This is a genomic window from Ornatilinea apprima (assembly GCF_001306115.1).
Classification (GTDB): Bacteria; Chloroflexota; Anaerolineae; order Anaerolineales; family Anaerolineaceae; genus Ornatilinea; species Ornatilinea apprima.
In genome coordinates, this window is sequence record NZ_LGCL01000039.1 from 122,650 (window position 1) to 149,144 (window position 26,495).

21 protein-coding genes and 1 tRNA gene are annotated in these 26,495 nt (G+C 49.4%); 8 read left to right on the forward strand and 14 right to left on the reverse strand.

Annotation, left to right across the window (positions count from 1 at the left end; genetic code table 11):
* Positions 1-98: 98 nt before the first annotated feature.
* Genes ADN00_RS15910 through ADN00_RS15920 form a run of 3 tightly spaced genes read right to left on the reverse strand, consistent with a single transcriptional unit; the run spans position 99 to position 2,627 of the window.
* Positions 99-599: a helix-turn-helix domain-containing protein gene (locus tag ADN00_RS15910; RefSeq protein ID WP_075063989.1), complete on the reverse strand. Its 501-nt coding sequence runs from the start codon at positions 597-599 to the stop codon at positions 99-101.
* Entirely contained in the window at positions 583-1,350 is a 768-nt protein-coding gene (locus ADN00_RS15915) for a ParB N-terminal domain-containing protein (RefSeq protein WP_075063990.1), read from the reverse strand. Before ADN00_RS15915 ends, ADN00_RS15910 begins: the two co-directional genes overlap by 17 nt.
* Positions 1,317-2,627, reverse strand: coding sequence for a putative antirestriction adenine methyltransferase (locus ADN00_RS15920; protein ID WP_075063991.1), 1,311 nt, complete (start codon positions 2,625-2,627; stop codon positions 1,317-1,319). Before ADN00_RS15920 ends, ADN00_RS15915 begins: the two co-directional genes overlap by 34 nt.
* A gap of 180 nt (positions 2,628-2,807) precedes the next feature.
* Between ADN00_RS15920 and ADN00_RS15925 the strand changes: the two genes are divergently transcribed.
* The 5 genes from ADN00_RS15925 to ADN00_RS15945 all read left to right on the forward strand — a co-directional run bounded on the left by ADN00_RS15925 (position 2,808) and on the right by ADN00_RS15945 (position 5,395).
* Positions 2,808-2,878, forward strand: a tRNA-Gly gene (locus tag ADN00_RS15925).
* 131 nt (positions 2,879-3,009) lie between these two features.
* On the forward strand, positions 3,010-3,600 hold the full coding sequence (locus ADN00_RS15930) for a hypothetical protein (RefSeq protein WP_075063992.1): 591 nt from the start codon (positions 3,010-3,012) through the stop codon (positions 3,598-3,600).
* Positions 3,601-3,763: 163 nt separating this feature from the next.
* The gene (locus ADN00_RS15935) at positions 3,764-4,426 is read left to right on the forward strand and encodes a JAB domain-containing protein (protein ID WP_075063993.1); all 663 of its coding nucleotides are present in this window, start codon (positions 3,764-3,766) and stop codon (positions 4,424-4,426) included.
* A gap of 133 nt (positions 4,427-4,559) precedes the next feature.
* Positions 4,560-5,006 carry a DUF488 domain-containing protein gene (locus ADN00_RS15940; protein WP_075063994.1) on the forward strand — a complete coding sequence of 149 codons (447 nt, stop codon included), beginning with the start codon at positions 4,560-4,562 and terminating at the stop codon, positions 5,004-5,006.
* A gap of 116 nt (positions 5,007-5,122) precedes the next feature.
* On the forward strand, positions 5,123-5,395 hold the full coding sequence (locus ADN00_RS15945) for a hypothetical protein (RefSeq protein WP_075063995.1): 273 nt from the start codon (positions 5,123-5,125) through the stop codon (positions 5,393-5,395).
* A gap of 234 nt (positions 5,396-5,629) precedes the next feature.
* Here ADN00_RS15945 and ADN00_RS15950 read toward each other — a convergent pair whose 3' ends face one another.
* Positions 5,630-5,917, reverse strand: a complete 288-nt coding sequence (locus ADN00_RS15950; protein ID WP_075063996.1) for a hypothetical protein — start codon at positions 5,915-5,917, stop codon at positions 5,630-5,632.
* Positions 5,918-6,095: 178 nt separating this feature from the next.
* Between ADN00_RS15950 and ADN00_RS15955 the strand changes: the two genes are divergently transcribed.
* Entirely contained in the window at positions 6,096-6,965 is an 870-nt protein-coding gene (locus ADN00_RS15955) for a tyrosine-type recombinase/integrase (RefSeq protein ID WP_160317549.1), read from the forward strand.
* Positions 6,966-7,104: 139 nt separating this feature from the next.
* Here the strand turns inward: ADN00_RS15955 and ADN00_RS15960 are convergent, their stop codons facing one another.
* The 10 genes from ADN00_RS15960 to ADN00_RS16005 all read right to left on the reverse strand — a co-directional run bounded on the left by ADN00_RS15960 (position 7,105) and on the right by ADN00_RS16005 (position 24,034).
* A complete protein-coding gene (locus ADN00_RS15960; protein WP_075063998.1) occupies positions 7,105-8,100 on the reverse strand; it encodes a DMT family transporter in 996 nt (331 codons plus the stop codon).
* Between the two features lie 13 nt (positions 8,101-8,113).
* A complete protein-coding gene (locus tag ADN00_RS15965) occupies positions 8,114-9,781 on the reverse strand; it encodes a pyridoxal-phosphate dependent enzyme (RefSeq protein WP_075063999.1) in 1,668 nt (555 codons plus the stop codon).
* Between the two features lie 30 nt (positions 9,782-9,811).
* Positions 9,812-12,610 (reverse strand): response regulator, encoded by a 2,799-nt coding sequence (locus ADN00_RS15970; RefSeq protein ID WP_075064000.1) that lies wholly within the window; start codon positions 12,608-12,610, stop codon positions 9,812-9,814.
* Positions 12,579-13,358, reverse strand: a complete 780-nt coding sequence (locus ADN00_RS15975; RefSeq protein ID WP_075064001.1) for a ParA family protein — start codon at positions 13,356-13,358, stop codon at positions 12,579-12,581. Before ADN00_RS15975 ends, ADN00_RS15970 begins: the two co-directional genes overlap by 32 nt.
* Positions 13,358-16,303, reverse strand: a complete 2,946-nt coding sequence (locus ADN00_RS15980; RefSeq protein ID WP_160317550.1) for a GAF domain-containing protein — start codon at positions 16,301-16,303, stop codon at positions 13,358-13,360. Before ADN00_RS15980 ends, ADN00_RS15975 begins: the two co-directional genes overlap by 1 nt.
* Before the next feature lie 39 nt (positions 16,304-16,342).
* Positions 16,343-18,094 carry a GAF domain-containing protein gene (locus ADN00_RS15985; RefSeq protein WP_075064003.1) on the reverse strand — a complete coding sequence of 584 codons (1,752 nt, stop codon included), beginning with the start codon at positions 18,092-18,094 and terminating at the stop codon, positions 16,343-16,345.
* The gene (locus ADN00_RS15990; RefSeq protein ID WP_075064004.1) at positions 18,091-19,767 is read right to left on the reverse strand and encodes a GAF domain-containing protein; all 1,677 of its coding nucleotides are present in this window, start codon (positions 19,765-19,767) and stop codon (positions 18,091-18,093) included. The genes ADN00_RS15985 and ADN00_RS15990 overlap by 4 nt, the downstream gene beginning before the upstream one ends.
* Positions 19,768-19,769: 2 nt before the next feature.
* Positions 19,770-23,015 carry a GAF domain-containing protein gene (locus ADN00_RS15995; protein WP_075064005.1) on the reverse strand — a complete coding sequence of 1,082 codons (3,246 nt, stop codon included), beginning with the start codon at positions 23,013-23,015 and terminating at the stop codon, positions 19,770-19,772.
* Positions 23,016-23,186: 171 nt separating this feature from the next.
* Positions 23,187-23,666: a response regulator gene (locus ADN00_RS16000; protein ID WP_152966390.1), complete on the reverse strand. Its 480-nt coding sequence runs from the start codon at positions 23,664-23,666 to the stop codon at positions 23,187-23,189.
* Positions 23,663-24,034 carry a response regulator gene (locus ADN00_RS16005; protein ID WP_075064007.1) on the reverse strand — a complete coding sequence of 124 codons (372 nt, stop codon included), beginning with the start codon at positions 24,032-24,034 and terminating at the stop codon, positions 23,663-23,665. The genes ADN00_RS16000 and ADN00_RS16005 overlap by 4 nt, the downstream gene beginning before the upstream one ends.
* Positions 24,035-24,343: 309 nt before the next feature.
* On the opposite strand from ADN00_RS16005, the gene ADN00_RS20610 reads away from it, so the two are divergent.
* Together ADN00_RS20610 and ptsP are read left to right on the forward strand one after the other, a co-directional pair.
* Entirely contained in the window at positions 24,344-24,613 is a 270-nt protein-coding gene (locus ADN00_RS20610) for an HPr family phosphocarrier protein (RefSeq protein WP_075064008.1), read from the forward strand.
* Complete coding sequence (gene ptsP / locus ADN00_RS16015) at positions 24,613-26,346, forward strand: phosphoenolpyruvate--protein phosphotransferase (protein WP_075064009.1); 1,734 nt, start codon at positions 24,613-24,615, stop codon at positions 26,344-26,346. Before ADN00_RS20610 ends, ptsP begins: the two co-directional genes overlap by 1 nt.
* Positions 26,347-26,495: the final 149 nt, after the last annotated feature.

Here is a 26,495-nt window from a genome sequence, read left to right on the forward strand (position 1 = left end):
CACCCCATCCGGTTTCTCCCAGGATCTTTTCAACGCACGATTTGAGTTCGAGGGTTTCTTCCTGAGATAAACTTCGTCCCTGCAGGTCAGAGGCAGGTTCAATCCGTTGGATCTGTGGTATCTGATGCGCCATCTGCAAAGTCCTCTAGTTCTTCTTCTTCATCATCCAAAACAGCGTTAATAATCCCGGCTATATTCTTCCAGCGTTCTTGTCTTGCTTTCTGCAGGTCCACACCTTTTGTAACGTTGATGTTGAAATTGGCATCGTATAAGCCGAGAAGCTTTGCGCGTTGGTCAGATATTTTGAGGATCCGATCAATGCATGATAAATCTCCATTTGTCGCCTTCGACCATAATGTGTTCAGGAGTTGGTCAAGCCGGGCGATTTCAAGCCGCAGGGCTTGCGAAAGATCTTCAACTTGCTCTTTTTCCAGCCGTTCAGTAATCTTTTTTACGTCATTGGAGATTGTGCCAATCGAAATATTGAGGGCATCAGCAATTTGACGGTAAGACAAGCCAGCAAGGATATTGGCGGCAACCACTTTCCTGCGTTCTTCTGCGCGTAATTTTGCGGTTTTCTTTTCAACTGGTTTGCCCATGTTCAACCTCGTGATGTTCATTTTGGGCCAGGTATTCTTCCAGAATGTCCGCCATTTTGGCAAAGGCTGTGGCGGTGTTGATGATCCCTTCGGCCTCCTTAAACTCCAGCAGCTTATCAAAGAAACGGTCAAACTCATCAACACCAGCGATCAACCTGGTCCTATTGGATTTGCCAATGCGCTTAATCACATCGGAAACCCGCTCGATTTCGGCGGGCACAAACAAAATGGACGGCTCTTCCAGCCGGAGCGGTTCTTCATTCAGGCGAATAACATTCACCGGAGGTAATGTCTGGAGAAGGTTGTCATCCAAACCTGTGTAGATCTTGGCTTGGAGGCTATCGAGTTCATTCCATAAGTCCAAAAGAAGGGTGGGGTTATCCTGGCCCACTAGCGAATTATGGGAAAGCTGGATGGCAATTTGCCTTGACCGGGTAAGGTCCTCATCCGTGTATAACACCAGGATTTTCTGGATATTTGCTTCTTTCGCAGCTTGAACCCGGTGATTACCAGACAGTACAACAAAAGAGCCATCGGCCTTCTTCCAACAAAAGGGGAGGGTAGATAGGTTCTGGTCGTTCTTGATGTTGTCTACAAGCTGGTCAAACAGGCGTTTTGGCATGAAGTGGGCGTTCTTCTCCACTGGTTGGATCTCGCCCGGCGACACAAAAGCCAGCTTGTAAGGCGTGTATTCTCCGATCTCGGCATTGAGTTGAGTCAGGAGGTCGTTGATCCGTGTTTCGTCAGCCATTCGTGCAAAACCTCTTTCCAGGTAAGTTGATTGAATTCACCCTCATAATTGAGGTAGTGTTTGCCATCAGGCGCCACCCCTCGTTTCACCAGGTTGAGGACCCCTCTATACTTCATCGAGACAGGCCGTTCAGTGAAAGCGGTTGTAGAAAGCGATTTCAAGCGCAGCATGTTGATGCGCTCCATCATCTTTCGGGTTTCACCAGAGACAGCCAAAGAGACAACCAGCTTAGACAGCCTCTTATAGCGTGTGCCAGGGATGGCAAAATCAGAGTTGATATATAGGCCGGAGTGACCAAACTTCTCTTTTGCGAACTCGATAAAACCAACGGTTTGGTCATCCACCATTACTGCGAAAGCCCAGGTTCCTTGTCCGAACAGAATATTTTTCCCTAGAAATGCGTTCTTAAACCGGGCAAGATCTGAGGTTTTGATCGGCACAAGTTTGACCGTAGAATTTGCGGTTATTTCGGTGTGAAGGTTGGCTAGCCGGAGTTTTGGTAAGCCAGTCAGCAGTTTGTCTCGCAAGTAAACTGGCTTCTCGGTGATGTTGGAGTAGATATATACCGCTCTGGCACGCCCGGACTTCTGGACCATTATCGGATCCAAGCCGGGAATAATCCTATCGTCATACCAGACATATTGCCGTTTTCTCATCCAATCCAAAAGCCGATCGCGAGCGGCGTCATCAAGCATGGTATAGGATGGTTCGTCCCATTCAAAGATCTGGCCTAGCCGTTTATACATGCGCTCATAACCGCCAGCGTAGGTTGGGGCATAGCACATGAAAACGGAATCGGAATGGTCATTCTGGCAAAAGTGATCGTAGACATCTCCAGCATAATATCCATCAATCTTGATGCGAGCCACAGAGATCCGGGCATTGGTTTTTTCAAAGAGGGTGTCAAAATTGGCGAGGTAATTTTGCCACATGCGTTTTCGGTGAATGTTGTCCAGCTTTTCAAACTGGAGCATATCGAGCAAGATCATCACCACGGAGAGTTTATCTGCAGTGGACTTCAAGTAAGGAGCAAGCCATTCAAACCCCTCATCCTTTATTTGCAAGCGGAATTCCTGGTCAGTCAGGTAAGCACCAGCACAACCAGAATAGAGAGAAACGTCATTAGAAAAAATGCCTTTGGGCTGAACAACCTGGGTTAAAACCGCTTCGGAAGTGAAATTGCCGGAGCACCCCACGATGATTTTCTTGTCTTTCAAAACAGGGGTTAAGCTGGCAAGAAATTTCCTGACATCAGAGTTAATGGCACCAATAAACATTTGGACCCCAAAAGTTCGAGTGTAGGTTAGCGCAGAGAGGCAATAAGGCGACACCCCATACCAATAATCACAGAAGCGAGTTAAGACGGTCAGGTGACCGTAGGTAAGACCAATTAATTGGGTTATAACACGGTAGGAGGGAGTTGCCACCCTGGGCAAAGCGTATTACAACGAAAGTGCGCGGTAATGGTGAAACGGTATCACACCTGGTTTCCAACCAGAGGTTCGGGGTTCAAGTCCCTGTTACCGCTCAAAACGGTGAGCTTAATCGGCTTGCCGTTTTTTATTTATGACCTTATTTTCACAACTCAATAGGCTTAACTTTTGGGTTTCTCAAAGTTTTTATCAACAGCCCCAAATCACATCAAAAGGAGAGAAATCCATGAAAACGTGTGAATACAGAGTTGGCTTTATAGCCACCAAACCGGAATCCGCTTACAACGAGGTCGATGTTACCAAAACGAAGTTCGTTTTAGACCTTTCCGGGAAGAATAAAAACGCAGATGTTTACCAGTCAGATATTGTGGTTCCTGAAAAGAAATACGATCTGGTAGATATGTATCTGGAGATCATCATTCCAGGTCATCCGAAAGCGGAAGTCGTGCGCGAGAATTTGCAAAGCCCTGAAATTATGGCCCTCTTACCCCGGATTTTCAAAGGACACAGCTTCAATTTTGGTGGTGGACGGTATAACAGCATCCTCAACCAGGACGCACAAAACGCGGTCAATGAGTTGGTAAAAGAGTTGGAAAGCATCCCAGACTATTACACGCCGTGGACCGTAGAAAAGTGGATGGAAAAGGTTGAGGTTACCTCCCAGGCCAGTGATGAATTACTGGAACGTATAGCGCATGATTGTCTCGATGAGTTTGCCATGATGGGCGACAGCCATGTTCTTTTGGGAAACGGGAATGATCTTCTCATCCACCTCAAAAAGAAACGGACTAAGGCGCGAGAAATCTTGACCCAATAAGTAAAACCCATAAGCCCCGGCGTAAAAACCGGGGCTGTGTTTTTGTTTAACTCCAGATCATCCTAAAAACTTATTTTCATAATTCCATAAGAAATGCTTAACAAAAGGGTTTCTCAAAGTTTATATCCATAACCCCAAAATCACCCCAAAAGGAGAGAAACCCATGAAGTACGCAGACCTTCCGAAATCCGAGCAACCTTCCCACAAAATCCACGAATACGGCGGCAAGGTTCTTACCCCGGCAGAGCTTTTGGCCCTTGCAACCTTTGGGATGCCCAGCACTTCCGAGAAATTGGGCGAGCTTTACAAGGAATACGGCGGTTTGAGCCGGATCCCCCGCCACCGCATTTTGGAAATTGACGGTCTTGGCGAGAAAACTGCAGATGCGATCCAGGCCATTGTTGAGCTTACCCGGCGCGAGATTGTAGCACGCAAGCCAGATCGTGTCTCCATCCATTGTCCGCAGGATGCAGCGGATTTGGTGATGTACGAGATGTCTCAACTGGAGGTTGAGCAGTTGCGGGTAATTCTGATTAATACGAGAAACGAGGTTATGCGGGTAGTGAACCTCTATCAAGGCACCGCCAACTCATCTAACGTGAGGATTAGCGAAGTATTCCGGGACGCCATCCGGGAAAATGCAACAGGAATCATCCTGGTTCACAACCACCCTAGCGGTAATCCAGATCCAAGTCCAGAAGACGTGCAGTTGACGAGGGCGGCGGCAGAATCTGGTAAAATGCTTGACATTCGGGTTTTCGATCACATTATTGTCGGAGCTAACGGCACATATCGTAGCTTGAAGGAAGCCGGGCTTGGTTTCTAAAGACCTGCTTCATCCCCTACTTCAAGCGACTTCAAGGCGGGCGTGAAAAACGCCCGCCCCCTTTTTTTATTCAAGGAGGTGCGTTTGCGTTAAAACCATAGTGTCAATAGAATCGAGTAGAGAAAGGACCAAAATGCACGAGCTTTATGATGTTGGGTATCAGTCGATCAAGAATTCAGGTGTCCTCATCCAGCTTGCCGAGAAAATGGGTGCGGTGGTTTATGATATTCGGTTTTCTCCAAAGTCGAGCGATCCGCAGTGGGCCGGCATCAACCTGGAAATCACTTTGGGGGGACGTTATATCCACCTCAAAGAATTGGGCAACAAGAATTACAAGGGCGGTCCAATCGAGTTAGTGGATCAATCTGCAGGTCTGGAGGCGGTCTATAGCGAACTCCAAAACAGGCCAGTCATTCTCATGTGTGGTTGTTGGGACCGTGAGAAATGCCATCGAAAAACTGCAGCCCGATTATTCGAGTTGAGGTACGGCGTTGTAAGCATTCCTCTTACCTCACCTAAAATCAAGGAGATTTTGGGGATGGTAGATCCTCCAGAAATCAAACAGGACAGTCTATTTTAGCTAGGCCGGGCCAAAAGCCCGGCTTTTTTTATTTTAATACCTTCTGTCTGCTTAACTTTTGGGGTTCTTAAAGTTTATCAACATAACCCTATAACACTTCAAAAGGAGAGTAACCCATGAAATTCACACGGTACGACAATTGGAACCAGATCATAGCGACAGATTTTCTCGGCACATTTGAAGCAACCTACAATGAAATCGTAATTGCCTTCGGAGATCCAATTGTAAAAAATGGTTGCACTGTCTGGCAATTTGAGTTTGAGAACGGAAATGTTGGGTTTATCGTTTTGGGTGTCCGACCTGGTAATGGGGTTATCGAGTGGGACATTTATGGATTTGAAGCTGAGACAGTGGATCTCATTCAGGAGGTTTTTGAGCAGTACAGATAACACCTTCTCCACCAGCCCCGGCTAGAAACCGGGGCTGTTTTTTGATTTAAGCGCATTACCGGGCTGTAGAGATCAGCCCGGTAATGCTCACACAAGGAGGGAGAAAGATGGAGTACCAGTAAAGGAGAAATGAGCGACAGAAGAAGCAGCCTACTAGCGTTATAACACGGTGAGCGTTTTTGACAACCATAACTCATCATTTTGCCAAAGTTGGCCCAACCTGGTTATTGTACCTTATCGGCTATTACCTCCAGGTCGAATACGAAATTTTGGTTGGTTCTTTGGCGCAGAATTCACCTCATCATCCGAGTAGGCGTAGGGACCTTTCCTAACGGTGTTGACGATCTCCAACGCTTGGTCAATTTTCTTCTTCATCACCTCCAGTTCATCCTGCATGGTTCGCAAATGCCCATCGAATATTTGGGTTGCCCATTTGAGGCTTAATAGAAAAGCGGTAAGTTCTTCCAGTCCGGCAATCGTTGAATGTGTGTGGTTTTTTGGCTTGCTTCCTGTGTCTGACATAATTCACTCCATTCAGGTGATGTTTATCACATGGCGGTTAATGCGCTCATGTTATGGTGTTGAGGTTGTTGTAAATTTTGGGCGGTTTGGTAAACTTCTACAAACGAACCCACAACGGCACCTTAACAGTTGAATATTAAAAAGGGACAAAATTGGAGTTGAGATGTATCATTTAAGCATGATCGAAGCCGAAGTCCTAAAAATGCTTGCCTTAACAGAAATGTCCACGGCCACCAAACAGAGCTATGAGTTTTATTGCCGAGACTTCTTTCGTTGGTGGTTTGAAAACAACCCGGATTTAGATCCAATCCTGGTTTCAGTGGATGATGTCATGTTGTGGTTGAGCACTCATCCAAAATGGACTTCTTCAACCAAACATATTGCGGGTTCTGCACTTAAGAAGTTCTATCGGTGGAAATATGGGGAGCACCCATTAGAGCTTTTGAAGATCAAACGAGTTGACCCAGGCCCTCAAAGAACGCTGGACCGTGGAGAGTTGCTGGACGTTCTTTCTTCTATCGACACCACTACAATCGGCGGCATCCGTGATCTGGCGATCCTGTCTCTAATGGTTGATACAGGGATCAGAGCGACAGAGATCTGCAATCTCGAAATGGATAGGCTTAACCTGGACAAAAAACGTTTCACCGTGAAAGTGAAAGGCGGTGGAATTGCCGAAAAGTTGTTTTTTGACTATACGGGATTGTGTCTACGGAATTGGCTTGTCTTGCGAGACGAGATTGTGATGAAGGGCGTAAAGAATGTGTTTGTTTCAGTAGGGGGAAAACGTCCAGGAACCCCATTAACTAGATCGGGCATCCGGTATTTATCAAAGAAAATGTCGGCGCTGTCTGGAATTGCGAGGTTTTCCCCTCACTGTTTGCGCAGGACTTTTGCCACGCTTGCTACCGAGAACGGAGCTCCTAGCAGGGTGGTTCAGGTGGCAGGAGGTTGGAAATCGATCAGAATGGTAGAGAGATACACCAAAGCATTGAAGCCAGAGGCGATTGCGCCATTCAGCCCTATAGACAAGCTTATGAACGATTGAGAGTGATCGTGCGTAAGTTATGTGGTTAACAACACAAACGCATAACTGTGGATGCAGATGTTGTGGGTTCGACTCCCATCAGCCACCCCAAAGAACCGGCATTGCGCCGGTTTTTTCGTTAATAGATATTCTTTATTTTTTAGGGTTCGGAAGGCCAGGTAAGGTCCGTGGCGTTGACCGCGGGGGGGTTTAACCAGGCCAGCCAGCCAGTGGATCTCCGCTTTTGGGGTGTGTAGCGGTCAAAGCCAATCAGAAGCATGCTGCAACTAATCAACAAGGCGCCGAGCCACTGCAGGGGGCTGAGACGCTCCCCTAACCAGATAGCGGCCACGCTGACGGTGATAAGCAATTCTCCCAGCCCCAAAAGCGTGGTTTGCATACCGCCCAGGTGTTTGACCCCCAGGAAGAGAGTGATGCGTGAAAAAAATGTAATGGCGGCCATGCCTAACACTGGCCACCAGGGCGTTCCACCTGGCGGGAGTTGACGGTTGAAGAGGAGAAACGCCGTTGTTACCGTTACTGTCATGGAGAGGAGTGTGTAAAAAGTGACGGTGGGCGCCGGCACTTCCAATAGTACGCGCTGATTGATCAGGATGTGCAGGGCGTATAAAATGGCCGAGCCAATCATGAGCAGGGCTCCGGGCAGATCTGCATTTTGACTGCCCGTCGCGACTAATAGATACACACCCGGAATGGCTACACCTAGACGGATAAAGGTAATGCGGTTCACGGGCTGCGAATCCAGCATTTGCCAGACTGCCAGAAAGATGGGATAAAAGGAATAGATGAGGTGAGCGATGCTGGCATCCAGGCGGTTAAGAGCCGAATAATACAAGATGGATCCTAAGCCATTGAATAGGCCGGCCAATGCGCACCCAATCAGGCCAACTGGATAAATGTAAAAAAACTGTCGGTGTAGGATCAGCATGGAGACAAACAACATACCAGCCGCGATTGCGGTACGGAGGGTAACGAGGGCGAGGGGAGAGAAACCGGCAAAAAGGGCTTGTTTGCCAAAAATGGGAGTGAATCCCAAAAACAGGGCAGAAGAAAGTGCAGCCAAAATTCCGGTATTCCGGCTGCTCCTTTCTTTTATTTTTCTGGCTGTTTCGGCAATTACCTGAGAGCCGTTCATTGCACTTCCTGATTTAGTTGAGGAGTGATTTCACCTCATTTTGTAAGTCTTCGCTGATGAAATCGCCTTTTTGGAGCAAGTTTTGGATGCGCCCGCGCAGGCGCTGTTTTTCCTGCGGGGTTAATTCTTTGGCGGTTACCACTACCACAGGAATCTCCGCGGTCGATTTATCTTTTTGCAAGGCGTCCATCACAGCGAATCCGTCCATTTCGGGCATCATTAAATCCAAGAGAATTAAATTTGGCCGCTCTTTCTGGGAAACCTCAATGGCTTCCTTTCCATTGGCGGCTTCAAAGAGAGTGAAGTTGCCTTGCGATTGAAGAATGCGGCGCAGGAGCTGACGCGCTTCGGGCATGTCATCAACAATTAAGACGCGCGGGTAGCGGTCGCTGGCGACTTTGGAGAGCGCGGCAAGCAAGCCTTCTTCCTGGCTCTCTTGCAGGGCGGGGTGAGATAGGTTAATGTCGTGCGACCATCCTTCACCAAGAATTGCGCTTTCAATGGGGAAGGTGTGTCCGGTATTATTGACCACTACCACCTCATCGTGTCCAATAACCCCAGAGCGGACCAGTTGGATTAAGCCTGAAAACGCTACAGCGGCGGCAGGTTCAACTGAGAGTCCTTCCATTTTGGCGAGGAAGTGCATGGCGCGGAAGGTGTCTTCGTCGCTGGACGAAATAAAGGTGCCACCGTTGTTCTGTAACATCATCTGCCGCAGCAAAGTATACGAACGTCCAGGGTCGCCGGTGGCTAGTGTCTCGATCAGGGTTTTGGGAGAGGCAACCGGCAGGGGGGTATCAAGGCCTTGCTGCCAGGCGTGAACCATCGGCGCGCAGCCATCCACTTGAATGACGGCAATTTTGGGGATGCGGTCGATCAAGTTCATGGCCTTTAATTCGGTAAAGCCCTTGATCACCCCAATGGGACCCATGCCGCCGCTGACGGACTGAATGTACCAATCGGGGGCGCGCAACGGATAGCCTTCGCCTGGGCCTAGCTGGTTGGGAAGCTGCTCGGCGATTTCGTACGCGATGGTTTTCATCGCCTCAATGCAGGGGATGCTGCGTGCGCCGAGGTCGTAGTAGAGATTGCGCTGGGCGGCAAACTCTGAGGCCACTTTCTTGGTCTGGTCATACGACCCCGTCACTTTGATGACCTGGGTGCCATAAATGGCCACTTCACGCATTTTTTCCGATGGAACCAGGCTGGTTAGAAACGCCCAGAGCTTGATGCCCGCACGCGCCGCGTAGGCTGAGTAAGCAATAGCCACATTTCCGGTCGACGCGACAACCATTTCTCGGATGCCCGCTTCTCTCAAGGCCGCGATGGTTACCGCAGCCTGGCGGTCTTTGAATGAGGCGGTTGGTCCCTGTCGCTCGTCTTTAATAAAAATGTTTTTACACCCGATCATTGTTCCTAGATTAATGGCTTTAAGCAAAGGTGTTCCACCTTCACCAAGGCTGATATTAGGATCGCGCGATTGGATGGGCAAGAGCTCGTGATAACGCCAGAGATTAAATGGGCGTTTTGACCATTCAGAAAGTGCCTGCAAAGCGATGGCGGGATAGTCGTAAACGGCCTCACGCCACTGGCTTCCACAGGCGGGGCAGGCAGTTTGGTTAAAAAGGTAGGACGATTCGGTTTTACAATCCAGGCAACGGACTTTGATTGGTGGATTCATAGCAAGACTCATTGTCCTTTTCTGAAGGCGTTAGTTTTTTTGTTTGATAGCGTTTTCCAGCGCGTTGATTAAATCACCTGGGCGTAAGAAACCTTTGGTCAGGAAAAGATGTCCGTAGACTGCTAGGCTTTCGTGCTGCTCGGCGGTCAGGTCGGCACCGGTCATTACGATTACCGGAATTTTTGAAAACTGTTTGTGGTTTTGGAGTTGTTCCAGGAAGGAGAAGCCACTGACTCCTTGCAGAAATAAATCTAAAATGATCACATCGATGGGGGTTTGCAGCAAAACGGTAAGGGCGGCGCCGCTGTCGGCTGCGCTCTCCAGCTGATAACGAGATTGGTTTTCCAGGAGCCTGTAGATAAGCCGCACGTCTTCTTCGTTGTCGTCGATTACCAAGGCGCGGATTGTTGATTGGGGGGCCTGTAGACGGTGGATGGTTTGGATTAATTCATCTTGCAGGAAAGGTTTTAATAAATATTCTGAAACGCCTGCCTCGGCAGCCTTTTCTCTTTGGTCCAGCATGCTGCAAACCAGAATGGGAATTGAGGAGGTTTGCACCGACTGTTTTAGTTGGGAAATCAGGTCCCAGGCATTATAACTCTTTGCCGCAACATCAATGATCAGGATGTGCGGCTGCATCTCCGCGATTTTGCCGGCCAGGTCTGGCTGGTATGGCAGAGATTCGATGGAATAGTCAGTCGATTCTAGATAGCGGCTGTAAACAGCGATCACCTGCGGGTCTTCATCAATGGCCAGAATCAAGTTTTCGCGTTCGGGTAGGGTCGCTGGCAGTTGGGCTTCCACAACTGGCAGTGTAAAGAAGAAGGTGCTGCCTTCGTCAATGATGCTTTCAAGCAGCCCAATGCGGCCACCGTGCATTTCGATGAGCGAACGGCAGATAGAAAGGCCAAGACCGGTGCCGCCTGACTTGCGTGTAGGCGAATCGTCTACCTGCGAAAACTCCTGGAACAGTTTATGCCGGTCGCTTTCGTCGATCCCTATGCCGGTATCTTTGACTGTGATCATCAGCTCTGCTTTTCCATCATTAAGAATGGGCTGTGCTTGCAGTGTGATAGATCCTTTTTCAGTGAATTTGGCCGCGTTTGATACCAGATTGAGCAAAACCTGGCGGACGCGAGTGTGATCGCCTTTTACCAGCGGCAGGCCATCGGGAATCTGGTTACGCAGTTGGACGGGTTTGTCTTTGACCAGGCCGGTTGCGGTGGTCATGACGCTGTTGGCCAATTCTTTGATGTCCAGCTCGCTGATAGACAGTGTCATCTTGCCAGCTTCGATTTTTGACAGGTCAAGAATATCATTGATCAGGTTGAGCAGGTGCTGTCCAGAGTTGTAAATCGCGCTGAGGTCTTGTGATTGGATCTCATTAATGGGGCCGTCAATGCCTTTCAGAATCACTCTGGAGAAACCAATAATTGAGTTGAGCGGGGTGCGCAGCTCGTGACTCATGTTTGCCAGGAATTGGCTCTTCATGCGATCCAACTCGTGCATTTCACGGAGAGCTTTTTGACTTAATTCATAGGCGCGGGCGTTTTCAATCGCAACTGCCACCTGGTCGGCGATGATTTGGGAAACATAGATCACGTCATCGGTGAAAACGCCAGCATCGGTTGCCTGGAAATCCAGAGCGCCAATAACCCGGTCACCAATTTTCAAAGGAACGCCCATTTCGGCTTTGGTGGCGGGCAGCAGGGGATTGGCGTAGTAATTCGGGTGGTGCGATACATCGTTGACGACATAGGGCTCGCGGGTGGCTGCGGCGGTGCCAATGATGGATTTTGAGCCGACAGCCAGGCGGTGGCCGCGGCGCTTCAGCTCTTCGCCAGCAAGGCCCGTAGATTCTTTGACCACCGCATATTCGCCTTCGTCATCGAGGAGAAAGATGGAAACGTGATAAAATCCAAACCGTTCGCTGAGGAGGTTAACAATCTGGCGCAGCAGAACGTCCAACGAGAGCGTGCGGGTGGTATCACGGGCGATCTCTGCCGCAGCTTCCAATTCCAGCGCGCGGCGTTCTGCTTGCAACAGGAAATTTTGCCGCTCGGCGGCAACCATTTGCAAGTTCTGGTAGAGGCTGGCGTTCTCCAATGCCAGTGCTAATTGCCGCGCAACCTCTTGCACCAGGGCAGTTTCATCAGGAGTCCATACACGCCCTGGTTGATCCTTCACTTCCAGCACGCCCTGCGCTTCTCCGCCAATCTCAAAGGGAACAGCAATGGATGAGGGTTGATGATTACCGGCGATGATGACAGGCTCCCTGTGCACGATGCTGGTTTGGCCAGAAGGATTGATGGGTGTTGATCTTTGGGGGGCTGCGTCAGTTGTCGGCACGGGATAATTCAAGGGAGACGTCTGCCGAGAAGGTTGAACCGGAGTATTTTCTGGTTGTGGTTCGACAGACCTGAGTGGAGAGAGCAAAAAAGAGAATCCGCTCCAACCGGTAAGCTGCCCCGATGAATTGAATTGAGCGAAACCAGTCATACGGATATTTGACTTCGCCCCGGATTGGCCCAAGATGACCAGTTCTTCTTCAAAATGGTTAGCCTGTGAGTTGATCAGGTTCTTCAATCGGATGGAAGAAGCGGTATCCATGCCCAGCAAATAGATTTTTTCATGGATGACTTTTTCAGCGGTAACGCCCAAGGCTTTTTGAATTTCCGAACCGCAGGAGATATAGTCGCCAACCTGATTACACTGCCAGGTCCATCCGGACAGCGTATCTGGGCGCAACGGTGTTGTGGGCGGTTCTACCTGTTTTTCGATCTTTGAAAACAGGTTCTCAAGCCGGTTGTAAAGTTGTTTCCTGGGCATGTTGCGTAATCTCCAAAGCGAGTGAACGATATTGCATGGCCGCGCGGCTTTTGGTGGCGTGCATCAGTATGGGCAGCCCCGCGATTGGGCTTTCGCGTAATTTTGTGTCCATAGCGATAAAGGTATTAAGAAGACCTGATTGAAAATTCTCTGCCAGTTGCTCGGCCAGCACGCGGTGCGTTTTATTGCGTTTGTCAAACATGGTCATGATCAGGCGGTATGTGAGAGCGGGATTGTATTTTGAGCGGATCATACGCACCCAATCCATCAAATTGCGCAGCGCGTAGATGGAGAAGTATTCGGGTTGGGTTGGCACCAGCAACATATCTGCCGCGACCAGAGCGTTCATGGTCGCCGCGCCTAAGAATGGTGGGCAGTCATATAAAACATACTCATACAAGTTGTTCAGACTTTGAATCGCATTTCGCAAGATGTATTCATAATTCTTTTGGATGGGCAAAAAGCGTTCCGCGTTGGCCATTTCATGATTGGAGGTGAGTATATCCAGACGCGGACACACCGTTGTTTGAATCGCTGCTGGTAAAGGCGCGCCCGATAACAGCACTTTGCTGATTGAGACTGATTGTTCGTTGGGGTCAATGCCCAGTGCCAGGGTTAAATTGGCCTGGCCGTCAAGGTCTACAACTAATACACGATGACCAGCTTCGGCCAGGGCGGCGCCCAGAGAAACGGTTGTGGTTGTTTTGGCAACCCCGCCTTTTTCATTGGCAATAGCAATGCAATACATTACTTGACCTCGTTTGATTCTTGCAAAGAGGAATTGAGTACCAGCTGCCCGGTTTTTGTTTTCTCAGCCGCGGAAGGCGCGGCTAATTCTTCCTGGTTTTTCTTTTGAATAGTGATCTGTGCCTGCTGCACATTCAGCTCCCGTTTAATCTCTTCGACGGCGATCTGGATCATATCTTCAAAATTGGTGGTTGAACGGATGCGATTGGTAATTTCAAAGGCTTTGCGATCCCGCTCGGCCCGGCGAAGAGTTTGTTCAAACAGGCGGGCGCTTTCCAGCGTGAGCGCGATTTGATCGGCAATCTGCTGGATGGTGTTGATTTTCGCGGCGTTCCAGAACAGGTCTTGTTCGTTTTCCTGCTGCAAGCGAATCACGGCGATGGTTTCTCCACGCAAGTTGATTGGAACAGTAAGCTCAGTGATGTTCACCTTTGGGTCAGCTGGAGAAGGACGTGAGTTAATCTTAACGCGCTTATCTTCCAAGATATCCGGATCTTGACTAATGGCATTTGTTTTGCTTAAACCGCTGTTGGCTGAATAGCGTACCACGCCATCACGCTGTTTCTGGCCTGCTACTGCAGCCCACTCGTTTTTAAGATAGCGTTGGTGGGTGCGTTTCATGTCTTCCAGCGCGCGGTTAGTTTCCTCATACAGGTTATTGTTCATAATGGCGATGGCTATTTGGTCGGCCAAAATGGAAAACAATTCAATATCTTCCTCAGTGAAGGCGTTTGGAACCTGGGATTGGACATCCAACGCGCCGATGACCTGGCTACCAATTTTGAGAGGAAGCGCCATCTCTGACCGTGTGTTCGGAAGGTCGGGATTATTGAAATAAATCGCGTCTTCACCCACATCGGTCGCAATCCGAGGACGACCCTGTCCGGTGGCGTAGCCCACAATACCAACCTGACCCACCCGCAGGCGATGGTTGCGTTTCAACATGCGCTGTCCGCCTTCGCTGTTAGCTGCTTTCAATACGGCGTACTCATTATTCTGGTCCAGCAAGAATACACCGATGTGGTAAAAACCAAAGCGCTGGTTAATCAGGTGAGTTACATTGGTCAGCAGACTTTGCAGGTCTTGCGTGGCTGTAACGCTGCCGGCGACTTCCGCGATAGTCTTAAGTTGCTGCGAGCGGAAGGTGAGGCGTTCATTTTGTTTTGTAATTTCCAATGTGCGCTGTTGAACGCGGTCTTCGAGGCTGAAAATCAAGTCTCTCAATTGTGAGGTCATCGAGTTGAACGCCCGCGCCAGCGCTCCAATTTCGTCTTTTGTGGAAATAGCGGCTTGAATTTGTAGGTCACCGCCCGATACTTTTTCCGCGGTACGCGTCAGCGCCAGAATGGGTTTGGAAATTGTGCGAGCAATCAGAGAAGCAATGATGGCGATGGATGCGCCAAATAGCCCGATGTAAAAAATTAGCTGATTGTTTTGCTGCTCATAGACTGCCAATAGATTTGATTGTGTCTGTGGATAAATGAGAAACCACGGCACACTGGTGAGGCGCAGAACCGCTCCAAATTCAGAAATGTTGTCGGGTTTTTTATCCAGGTCCTTGGTAAAGAAAGACTCCTGATAAGAGCGATACGCGTTGATCAAGCTTAACAGGTCGTCTGATGGTTCTTGCTGATCTTCTGAGAATGAGACTGGTAGACTGCCATTGCGCTTTAGCTGGTTTATCTGATCCGTCGTATATTCCATGATTGGGTAGAAGCGGTATTGCGGCTGTAGCGTGTCTACAATGCGGATGTACAAAAAGTCTATGATGATTGGGAATACCTGATCGTTATAAGTGGTTGTCTCTGATCGCAAAAGACGGTCGATGGATTGCAGGCTGAAGCGTGCGCGCAGCACGCCCAGCACCTGGTTTTCTTCTCCAAACACTGGGCTGGAAAATATGATTTCAGGCTGTTGGTCTGGCTGAAAAACAAGGTCAGCAACGTACGAGATTCCAGAAGAATAACTGGAGCGAAAATAATCGCTTTGGCTTTCATCTGCGCCGACACGCTCAGGGTCAGAGTCGTATTCTACGATACCAGAAGCATTAAGCAGGCCAAAGGAAAGCACATCTCCTTGGGTGATATTGGCCAGGGAAAGCGATTCAATAGTGGAGTAAAGCTCATTCTCAATGTCAGATGGGCGCCAATTTTCCGGGATGGAAAGGTAACGGCTAAAGATAGGCAAAGAGGCATTGGCACGCATCATTTCTTTTGTGGAAGAAAAGAAAGCATCCACCTCTTCAGCTTTGGCAGCCGCGGCAACTTTCAGGGATTCTCGCATCTGGTTTTCAAATGAAGAGCGCTGGTTGGTCATAACCAGATAAGAAATGGCAATCAGCGGAATCAGTGAAACGGCCAGCGAAAAGTTGAGCAAGCGAATTTGAAGAGAGGGTAAGATGCGTTGGGTAAGAAGATAAAAAAGATAGACCAGAGATACCAGAGCCAGAACGACGATCAGGTATGTATTGATGGAGGGAATGTCCAGACGGCTGGTTTCAAGCAGCGTTCCGGCGGCAATGGTGATAAAAGAACCAACTGCGCTGAACACTTGAAACGGGAACACATCATCGACAGCCAGAATGGAGGAACTAAACAACATGCTGACGATGAAGAAAAGCAAAGATGCTGGAATGGCAACTTCCTCGATCAGGTACGAGAAGGCAGCCAGGAAAAGCCAGATGGAAAGCAGTAATACAAACAGACGTAAAAATTTCCGCCGGCGCAGAAATCCAAACCCAACTGCCAGACAGGTAAGGGGTGTAAGGATTGATATGCCCATCGTTATGATCAGAATGGGAACAGGCAAGCGAAATGGTGAGACTGTGAAAAAACCAATTCGTAATAACAAAGCAGACGCGATGATGGAAAGAAATGCGGTCATCAGCCCAAAGCGAAGGACTCTGCGCTCCTGGATTAAACTGCTGTGCGTTTTTTGTGCAGGCATTGTGTTATCGAGGCTGGTCTGTGTCATTGATTTCTCGAATTAAGATTGGCTGTCCATTAATTGAATAATGACTTCAGAAACACCCATTGATTTGCCCAGTTCTTCGGCTGCCGTTTCCAAAATCGAGTCGACGTCGATTGACGAGCGCAGCCTGGTGGTGATTTCTGAAACAAGGTGCTCTTCATCGGCTCGCGATTGGGCTTCTTCCATAAGGCGGGCGTTTTCCAACGCCAGTGAGAGTCGGTCTACGGAACTATCCAGCAGGGTTAACAGGTCTTGAGGCACTTGCTCGCGGTTAACCCGCACATTGAGAACACCCAAAACCTGATTTTGAATCTTAATCGGAATTGAAACGGTAGTTGAGGCAGGAGCAGTTGAGTCTGTTTGATGAACCTGGATGACTTTTTTGCCTTCCCGCAGGGATTTTTCCGATTCCGGGGTATGAACAAGAACATTCTCCACTTTCTGGTTCTTGAAGCGGTATGCGTACAATCCGGTGTCCTGCTGTAAATGCTGTTTCCAGGCGTTCCAAACAATTTGAGATTGCGCCATTTCCAGCGATTGGACCGTTTGCTGTAGGTTTTCCACTAGAGATGCTTTTTCAATAGCGAGCGATAATTGATTGGTGATCAATTGCAGGATTTTCACTTCTTCCTGGGTAAAGTCATTGGCCCGGTTGCTTTGAATGTCCAGCGCGCCAATGACACTCTGGTTGGACAATAAGGGCAAGGCCATCTCGGCCTGGGTGTTGGGAAGAAGCGGATTCTTGTGGTGGAAACTATCTTGAGCCACATTGGAGGCGATGCGGGGTTCGCCGCGGCTTACGGTAAACCCAACAATACCCACTTCACCGATCTTCAAACGGTGGCCATTTTGCAGCATCGTTTTGCCCGCTTCGCCGGCAGCCGCGCGCAGAATAGCAAATTCTTTGTTGTTATCTAAAAGGTAAATGCCGACGTGCTCATACTGAAATTCTTTGGAAATGATATTGACAGCAGCGTTGAGAATCTCTTCCATATTGGTCGAGCGAAACACCTGCTGCGTGATCAAGGTAGCTGCTTCCAACCGGCTGTTCTGGGTGGAAATTTGAGAAGTGCGCTCTTTTACTCGATTTTCCAGCGTTTCAGACTGGGCAGAAAGCTGATTGGCCAGGTCTTGCTGCTGGGATAAAGCGGTGTTGAGACCCGACACCAGACTTAAAACAGACCCGACTGCCAACCCCGCGGCTAACAAGAAGACGAAGTTGCCATTCACCCATTCAGAAAACGATCCTGAGGTGGCCATCTCTTGCATGGAGGGAACGGGTATTCTGCCGGTGGTCATCAAGAAGGCCACGATCCAAACCGAACTCAGGGCAATGACAATACCGAAAATGCCAAAATTCAAGGTGAAGCCAGTTTTCTTGTCGCCCTGGCCGAGAAGCGCCGCAGTCAGGATGGAAAAAGTAACCAGGAAGATACGCCCTTCACCGCTCATCCCGGTTTGAAGCAGGTCCACCATGCCGATGGTGAAGACTTCCAGCGCGACAATGGTGACGCGCAGGTTGAGTGGAAGGTCGCGAAAAATCGCGATAAGCACCGTAATTAGATAGACGGTCAGGTAAACTGCTATTAAGTCCCACCGCTGGCGTTGGATATCGCGCAGGGTGGTGAGGATGATAACGATCAAGCCGGTTACGCTGGCTATCAGCAGGATAAACTGCAAGATTCGCTCGCGAAGCACTTTCAGGGTGTCATTGGGCGAAATGGATGCCGGTATTTGAAAAGGATTGATTCGCTCGATAAGTTTCATAAGATCAATTCCTCTTCTGGCGCATCCTCGTCGAGTTGGGTGTTCAAGTTCGGGTGAGTGAGTTGGATAAACACTTCATCCACGGCGGCCAGTTGGCCCAATTCTCGTACTGCCGTTTGCAAGATGTCATTAATGCGGGGTGTTTTTGCCAGTTGAGCAGACAGATCGTTCACTTTTTGCTGCCGGGCTGCGGCGCGCTGAGTTTCTTCCAGCAGCCGCGCGCTTTCCAGCGATATGGCCATTTGTGAAACAATTTCGTGAATGAAAGTAACGTCTTCGTTTGAGGGGGGCGCGGCGGTTGTGATTTTGAGGTTACCAATCCGCTGTCCGCGTAAGTTCACCGGCACATCCATTTTATGGCGGCCAACCCAGTTCACAGGTGAAAAAGCAGGATTGGTGTACTGAAATTCCAGTTTGCCATGAATCGCCAGTTCTTCTTGCCATGCAGACTGAATATATCCACGAGTGAGAAGAGAAATTTCTTGAAAGTCTTTGCGAGATTTTTCCAGCAGGTCTGAATTTTCAAGGGCGACCCCAATTGAATCCGCGATGCTTTGGAAAATGGCAATATCGGTGTCATCGAATGCTTCTGCGTTGGTAGACTGAATGGACAAGGCACCCAGAATCCGGGTGGGGCCGAGGATTGGCAAAGCCAACTCGGACCGCGTCTCGGGCAGATTGGGGTTTACATATCGGTTGCTTTCATTTTGAACATTCAACGCAATTCTGGGCTGCTGGTTGGCAACACACCAGCCGATCATGGACAGACCGCCAATAGGAAGGCGGTGGGCGTTGGCAAGCATTCTTCTCCCCGCAACACCCGAACCAGCGCGTAGAACCGCGTACTGCCTTGAAGGCTCAATCAGAAAGATACCGACATAATAGAGTCCCAGTGAGTCTGCCATCAGGTCAACTACGTTCTGCAGCATTTCTTCGGAAAAGACCTGGGTCGCAATGCTGTGGTTAATTTTGGCAACGACTTTCAGCTGGTTAAGGCGCCGGTCGAGATTTTGGCTTTGGGCAGCAAAAGTTTTTTCCATGTCTGTGCGCGTGAGTTCAATTTCATCCATAGCGATGGAGTGACTGAGAATGTCTCGCCGGAACGATGACGCCCAATATGAAAGGCTGAAGACAACTCCTCCAGCGATTAGCGCATAGACACTTGTGATCAAAAGGCCGGGAATTACGCTTTCTGGCTGGGCTGTGATGAAGGGGGATGTGAGCGACAATGTCAGGCTCTCGGAAGCCAGGACGGTCAAACTGCTAATCACTACACCGGCGACAGCCGCTCGCCGGTTCAGAAGGATAGCGCCATAAATAGAAAACGCTAACAAAAGAAGCTGGGCAGTTCGGTTTTGGTTTCCTTGAAAAATCGACCATACGCTGGCCAAATAGAGAAGCCCAAGCAGAAAGGATGCCCGAACTCGATAGGGCAGATGGCGGCGAAAAGAAGCCCAGAGGCTAACGGCCAGCGCCAGGCTGAAGAAAAAAAAGCCAAGACCTTTTTCACCCGGCTGGTTGTCAGCTAGGAAGAATGCAAATAAGACTGCAATCACCAGAATCATCAGGAACTGAGAAACCCGGAGGATGGTTTCTTGCAGCTTCAACAGCGGATCTCTTTGTCCACTGGCTTTTGGAGTATCGGTAGGGAGGATTTTGCTCAGGATGCTCACGGTCAGTTTTCCTCCCCCTGAAGTTCAGTTGTTTCCGGATCCTGGCTGCCAAACATCCACACAGCGGGGTTGATTTCAATTTGTGTCTGATAGGCATCCAGCGCCCGGCAGACTTCGACCGCAGTTGTCTCCAGAATCGACTGGACATCACTCGATTGGCGGATCGAGGCAGATACCTGGTTGATTTTTCGCTGCCGATCTACCTGTTTGCGAATCTGCTCCATAAGACGGGCATTTTCGACCATAGCAGAGAGGCTGTAGGACCAGGTTTCGAGAATCTCTTGTAAATCTTCGGTGATGGTGCCGGGTTCCTGGCCTTCGATGAAAAGGACTCCAACAGATTTGCTGCTGAAAGCGAGGGGAATGGCCAGGACGGTGCGGACTTCGTCCGCAAAGTCGGTATATTCAGAGTTGACAGATGTATCTTTAACCAGGATCGTTTGTTTGGTTTGCATTACTTTACCCAAAATTCCCATGCCCGCGCGCGCTTTAGGCGCCGGCAGGGATGTATACCCGCCGCCGGCGGTCGCGGTGAGTTCAACTTCTGACTCAGATGTGGGCGTATAGATGGTAAAGCGGTTTGTGGAAAAAATCTGGTTAAGCTCGCGAACCGTCAGGTTGAAGATTTCTTGCACATCTTCCATGCCCGCCAGGCGAGAAGTGAGCCATTGCAGCGATTGGTTGGTGGAAAGGTGCATTTGCGAGCCGTGGAACAGCCTGGCGTTCATCACCGCTGCGGCCAGCTGGTCGGCCAGCACTTGAAGTGTGCTGATGGAATTGTTTTCAAACGCGTTGCGCCGGGTGGATTGAACATCCAGGAGGCCCAATAACTGTCCGCCGGCGATCAGTGGTATCACCAGTTCCGCGCGGGTTTCTGGCAGAAAAGGATTCGGATAATACGACGGATCATTCTTGACATCATTAGATACCACTGGTGTCCGTTCCAGTGAGGCTTTGCCCACCAGAGAAGGCGAGCCTACGGCGAGGCGGTGTTTTGTCCGCATTAGTTGTTCTCCGGCCGGGCCAGTTGATTCCTGGATGGTCGCGAACTCACCGGTAGAGTCCATGAGGAAAACAGAAGCGTGGTAAAATCCAAATCTTTCCAAAACAAGGTTGACAGATTTCTTCAAGATATCGTCAATGCTTAAGCTCCCGGCAATATCGCGGGCGATTTCAGCGGCGATGCGAAGCTGTACAGCTTGCTTTTCCGCCGAAGCGGTAAAAGAAATGCGGGTGAGCGTATTCTTCAAAACGGCGATCAAGTTTTCCAGTGAATCCAGCAGGTTGGTGTCAATTTCATCTTCGTCGCGGGAGCCGAGGATGAGGATGGCCTTTAGATTCTCTTCGATAAATATGGGTAAAATGGCGCCAGATTGGCAACCTCGATTTCGGATCAAAGAGATGACCGGCAGGCGTTCGGCGTCTTTGTAGAAAAAGAGCTCTTTTAAGATGGTGCGCTGGTTATGCAGGAACTGCTCGGGGATATTCTGGAGAGGAATAATCACATTCCTGCCGGTATCCAGAGCGGTTTTACCCGGTTCGGCGACCCCAACCAAGCGGACCTGATCCTCTTCGGCGGAAAAGAGCCCGGCGACCCATTCGGCTTCCTGCAAGGCGGATAGGATCGTCTGGTAGGCCTGATCGGCGTTCTGGCAGGCAGTCAGGCGCAGACTGGCTTTAAAGAGGGGCGAATCCTGCTCGAAGGAGAAACGAACCATCTCGTTGGTTTTTGTCTTTTGCCAGCCCATGGCAATCTGGTTGGAAATATCTTGCAGCCAGCTAATGATTTCTGCTGTGAAGGTGTTTTCTGCAGAGGAGTGGATGTTAAGCACTGCGGTTGTTTGCCTGTCCAGTCGAATGGGGATGCAGACTTCGGCTGCCGAGTCTGGGAAGAGTAGCAGCCGATCGGTCTGTGATCCAAATTCATTATGGGTGATACTGGTGATCTGGTAGTCTGTTAGCGCCAGGGTGATGGGCGTGCGCGAAGCGACTGGAAGGTGATAACCGAGCGGTAGTTGGTTGCCAGGCTGCGCTCCGCTTTGCTGGCGTAAAATGAGCTGATTGCGGCTTTGATCGAGGAAGAAGAGGCAGGCATAGGTCAGATCAAAACGACCAACGAGCTTCTCCAACACCTTTTGGAGCATTTCGGAGCGTTGGGAAGACTGGTTGATGATCTGTGAAATTTCCGAGGCAAGCCGGTAGCGTTCGGTCTGCTGCTCGACTCGCTTTTCCAGGGATTGGTAAAAGGTTTGAAGCTGGTCGCCCATCTGGTTAAAGGTGTAAGAGAGCATGCCAATTTCGTCATTGCGATTCAGGTCTACTCTGGCGTCCCATTTACCAGCGGTGAATGCTTTAGCCTGGTCCTCCAGCTGCTGCAGTGGTTTAACAATGGTGGAGCTGGCATAATAGCCTACGCCGACCATTGCAATCAGCGAAACAGCCAGCAGAATGATATTAAAATTTCCGAGGATATCAATTTGCTGAACCAGGTAGCTCTGCGGTATGGATAGTAAAAGGCCGGTTTCAGGAGAAGTGATTGCGGCCGCATAGCCGATAACCGCTCCTAAGCCACTGTTAGATGCCATCACTTCACTTTCCCCGGTCATTACCTGCGCGATTTCATTTGAATTGAGCGGCAATTCGAAGGCGGATGGTGTGATAAGCTTGGTTGTTTTATCGTAGGAAACGATTTGGCGATCCTGAGTGATGAAGGCCACACTTGACTGCGGGAAGAAGGTAGAGGTATGCGCGAGCTGGTTCAAAAAGAGCTCACTGGTCGCGAAGGTGAAGAATGTGCCCAGTAATTGGTTGTCTTCGGTGTAGACCGGCCATGAGTTAACAATGACGAGTTGGTTTTTGTAGAGTGAAGTTGGGTTGAGGAACAGTCCGGCGTGCGTGCCACCAAGATAGGCAAGAAAGGGTTCGTTGGCTGACGCGAAAGTTTCTTTTCTCCAACTGGGGTTTGTGCCAACCACAAAATCTCCATTGGCGTCCAGGAACGCGATTTGGTTAAGACCGGACGGCAAAGAGAGGCTGGACCTTGAAAGGTAAGATCCCAATTTGGATTCGGCTGAAAACTTTTGGGTGATGTTTTGTGGGTTTGCCGCCAGCAGACTGATTGATTTTTGCAGGTTGGTGTCGCTTTTAATCTGGTTGATGATCGTCTGGTGAGATCGGTTTAGCTCTTCAATTTGCTGGAGGTTGTTTTCGACGATCAGTCGAGCTTGTGATGTAGTGAGGTCGGCCAACAAGTTTCTTGAGCGGAGAAAAGTGATCGACCCAATTAAAGCTAAAGGGAGTATGGCAACGATCAACAAGCCCAGAATGACCTGACGCCGGAGATTTCTTTTAACAATAAATGGGGAATGAATGTTAGCTGTGGAGGAAGACACGGATTTGGGCATAGATCATCCTATCCCTTAATGCAGTTCCCAAATGGATTCGCCTGCCAGGATACGATTAATCTGGTCCGGGAAACGGTCGGGATCAATAGGTTTTCCTAAAAAACCATCAAACCCGGCGGCGCGGGCGCGGGCGATTTGTTCCTCACTGGCTTCGGCGGTTACAGCGACGACGGGTATGCCCGCGAATTTGGGTGTTTGTTTGATTTTTTTTAGGGCGCCATAGCCGTCTTCGTAGGGCAGACGAATATCCATCAGCACTAAATCCAGAGTAGGAAGGTTATCGGCAAACTCGACAACCTCATACCCAGAAGTTTTCCACTCACAGTGTATCCCCAAAAAGCCGAGCAAACGGGCAATAAGGACAAAATTGGACACGTTGTCTTCAACAACCAGCACAGTTTTGCTTTCACTGTTGTCTTTGCGGTTCAGGGATCCTGTGTTGCTTGAATTTGCCATCGATCTAAACATGTCCTTCTTGCTCCAGATCCATCTCAATGAAGGTAGGCTTCGATTTGGTCTACAAATGTGTCTACATTGATTGGCTTTTCAATGTAGCCATTGCAGCCCGCTTGCAGCGATTTTTCCCGGTCCCCCTTCATCACATTGGCGGTAATGGCAATAATGGGGGTGTCTGTAAAGGATTGTTTGGCTTTTATCTGTTGGGTAAGGGTGTAACCATCAACCTCAGGCATATTGATATCCATTAAGATGAGCTGAGGCACGAAATGAGTGAGGACATCGAGCGCTTCAATAGCGTTTTCAGCTTCAACGACTTCATAGCCACTTGCTTGCAGGATGCGGCGAACAAGAATCCGGTTTTCAAAATTGTCTTCAACATGCAAGATTTTGCGTTTTTCAGCCATTCAGTTCCCCCGAATGACACGTAATCGATAAACGAATAAGAGTCGTTGCCATTTCAATATTATACTGTTAAGATCACAACCTATCACCCGGTCAAATCCCGCCTTACAGGATTGTTAGGTGGGTGTGCAATTTGTATTGGAGGTCAGATTTTTGTTGATGGCGGCGGAAAAATTGGGAGGTTATTGACAATGCTTTTTGGGTGTGGTACATTTTTCTACATATATACAACTATGGACAACTTTGCGGTTGCCGGTGTTTCTCAAATTTTCCGTGAGCCGATTGTATCATCCGTTTTTTGCGGAGGCGGTATGAAAGAAATCCAAGTTATGGTGAACACCAAAGTGGGGCTGCATGCACGCCCCGCGGCATTGTTTGTTCAAACAGCCAAACAATTTTCCTCGCGAATTACGATCATTAACGCTGGCAAAGATGCGAACGCCAAAAGCATTCTGAATGTGCTGGCATTGGGCGTGTACCACGGTACTACCGTGCAAATACAGGCGGAAGGTGAAGACGAAGATAAGGCGATAGCAGCTCTGCTAGAGCTGATTGAATCCAATTTTGGGGAGCCTGAATAATGATAGAAATCAATGGTATTGGTGCATCAAGAGGGATTGGGATTGGTCCCATATTCCAATATAGGACCACAAAAATTGAATTTGAAACTTGCAAAGTGGATGATCCACAAGCCGAACTTGCCAGAGTCAGGGCGGCTGTGCCAATTGCGCGAACGCAATTGGAAGGTGTTTATGAACACGCTCAGAATGATCCTTCCACTCAGGCGGAAGCTGAAATCTTCCAGGCGCAGTTGATGATGCTGGAAGACCCAGAGTTTTGGCAGCAAGTTGAGGACCAGATTAGTGGAGAGCGGACGAATGCCGAGGCGGCAATTTCGAATGTGGCCAAAACGTATGCTGAAATGCTGCGTGCGATGGACAATGAGTATTTTGCCGCGCGCGCCGCGGATGTGTTTGATGTTGCCAACCGGGTGCTAAAGATCTTGCTTGGAATTTCAGACTCTCCCACCACCGGCCTTGTGCAGCCTTCGATCATTGTGGCTGAAGATTTAACCCCTTCTGATACGGTTTTGATCGACAAATCTTTAGTGATTGGTTTCTGCACAGCGATCGGTTCGGCCACCTCGCATACAGCAATTCTGGCGCGCGGACTGGGGTTGCCGGCTGTGGCGGGCGCGGGACAAGAGATTATTGGATTGCGCAACGGAGTGATGGCTGTGATCAATGGAAACGATGGGAAATTGATTATTGAACCAGATCTAGCTACAATCCAACAGTTCCAAACTCGTTTGAAGGTCGCTGCTGAAATTAAAGAAAACGCATTGAAATTGGCCAAAGAGCCGGCGGTTACTCAGGACGGCTTACGGGTAGAAGTTGTAGCAAATATTGGCAATGTTGAGGGTGCTATCAAATCTCTGGCATTTGGCGCGGAGGGAGTGGGTCTGCTTCGAACCGAGTTTTTGTACCTAGAGCGCAACAATTTACCTTCAGAAGAAGAACAATGCACGGCCTATCGAGCAATTTTTGAGCCGTTCGGCTCCATGCCGGTTGTGTTGCGAACGCTGGATATTGGCGGTGATAAAGAACTGCCCTATATGGATATGCCAAAAGAAATGAATCCATTTTTAGGGCTGCGCGCATTGCGCCTATGCCTGGCAAACCCCGATTTATTCAAAACTCAGCTGCGAGCCGCCTTGCGCGCCGCTGTAGGCCGCAATGTGAAGATTATGTTCCCGATGGTTGCCACACTGTCGGAAATTCGTCTGGCCAAATTGGCGCTTGAAGAGTGCCGGCAGGAATTGTCTGCAGAGGGGAAATCCTTTGCCGATGATATTGAGGTGGGGATTATGGTTGAGATTCCGGCGGCGGCGGTTTCCGCGGACCGATTGGCCAGAGAAGTGGATTTCTTTTCGATTGGCACGAATGATTTGAGCCAATACACCATGGCGGCAGACCGCACGAATTCTGCGGTTGCGGGCCTGACGAACGCGTTTCAACCGGCTGTTCTGCGGTTGATCCACCAGGTGATTCAGGCAGCTCATGCCCACGGGAAGTGGGTGGGTATGTGTGGAGAACTGGCCGGTGAGCCACTCGCTGCGCCGCTGTTGGTGGGCATGGGACTGGATGAGTTTTCGATGAGCGCGCCGATGATCCCGGTGATCAAGCAAATTTTGCGCGGATTGAATGCGGCAGAGATGAAGGAACTGGTTGAAGAGGTGTTGGATTTAGACTCGCCAGAGGAAATTCAGGAGCTGGTCAAGCAGCGTGTACCGCAGGCTGATGTTCAAGTGTGATTTAACGGGGATTAATAAAACCGGGGCTGTCTCTAAAGAATTTGGAAACAGCCCCAAAAATTAGCTGCAAATCGAATAAAAACGAAAAAACAAAAAATTGGTAGCCTACCTGGCTGCCAATTTTCGCATATTATGGGCAATACTGATCA

Coding starts and splice junctions, on each gene's coding strand:
- ADN00_RS15910 (WP_075063989.1), bottom strand. CDS start 599: ATGGGCAAACCAGTTGAAAAGAAAACCGCAAAATTACGCGCAGAAGAA.
- ADN00_RS15915 (WP_075063990.1), bottom strand. CDS start 1,350: ATGGCTGACGAAACACGGATCAACGACCTCCTGACTCAACTCAATGCC.
- ADN00_RS15920 (WP_075063991.1), bottom strand. CDS start 2,627: ATGTTTATTGGTGCCATTAACTCTGATGTCAGGAAATTTCTTGCCAGC.
- ADN00_RS15930 (WP_075063992.1), top strand. CDS start 3,010: ATGAAAACGTGTGAATACAGAGTTGGCTTTATAGCCACCAAACCGGAA.
- ADN00_RS15935 (WP_075063993.1), top strand. CDS start 3,764: ATGAAGTACGCAGACCTTCCGAAATCCGAGCAACCTTCCCACAAAATC.
- ADN00_RS15940 (WP_075063994.1), top strand. CDS start 4,560: ATGCACGAGCTTTATGATGTTGGGTATCAGTCGATCAAGAATTCAGGT.
- ADN00_RS15945 (WP_075063995.1), top strand. CDS start 5,123: ATGAAATTCACACGGTACGACAATTGGAACCAGATCATAGCGACAGAT.
- ADN00_RS15950 (WP_075063996.1), bottom strand. CDS start 5,917: ATGTCAGACACAGGAAGCAAGCCAAAAAACCACACACATTCAACGATT.
- ADN00_RS15955 (WP_160317549.1), top strand. CDS start 6,096: ATGATCGAAGCCGAAGTCCTAAAAATGCTTGCCTTAACAGAAATGTCC.
- ADN00_RS15960 (WP_075063998.1), bottom strand. CDS start 8,100: ATGAACGGCTCTCAGGTAATTGCCGAAACAGCCAGAAAAATAAAAGAA.
- ADN00_RS15965 (WP_075063999.1), bottom strand. CDS start 9,781: ATGAATCCACCAATCAAAGTCCGTTGCCTGGATTGTAAAACCGAATCG.
- ADN00_RS15970 (WP_075064000.1), bottom strand. CDS start 12,610: ATGCCCAGGAAACAACTTTACAACCGGCTTGAGAACCTGTTTTCAAAG.
- ADN00_RS15975 (WP_075064001.1), bottom strand. CDS start 13,358: ATGTATTGCATTGCTATTGCCAATGAAAAAGGCGGGGTTGCCAAAACA.
- ADN00_RS15980 (WP_160317550.1), bottom strand. CDS start 16,303: ATGCCTGCACAAAAAACGCACAGCAGTTTAATCCAGGAGCGCAGAGTC.
- ADN00_RS15985 (WP_075064003.1), bottom strand. CDS start 18,094: ATGAAACTTATCGAGCGAATCAATCCTTTTCAAATACCGGCATCCATT.
- ADN00_RS16005 (WP_075064007.1), bottom strand. CDS start 24,034: ATGGCTGAAAAACGCAAAATCTTGCATGTTGAAGACAATTTTGAAAAC.
- ADN00_RS20610 (WP_075064008.1), top strand. CDS start 24,344: ATGAAAGAAATCCAAGTTATGGTGAACACCAAAGTGGGGCTGCATGCA.
- ptsP (WP_075064009.1), top strand. CDS start 24,613: ATGATAGAAATCAATGGTATTGGTGCATCAAGAGGGATTGGGATTGGT.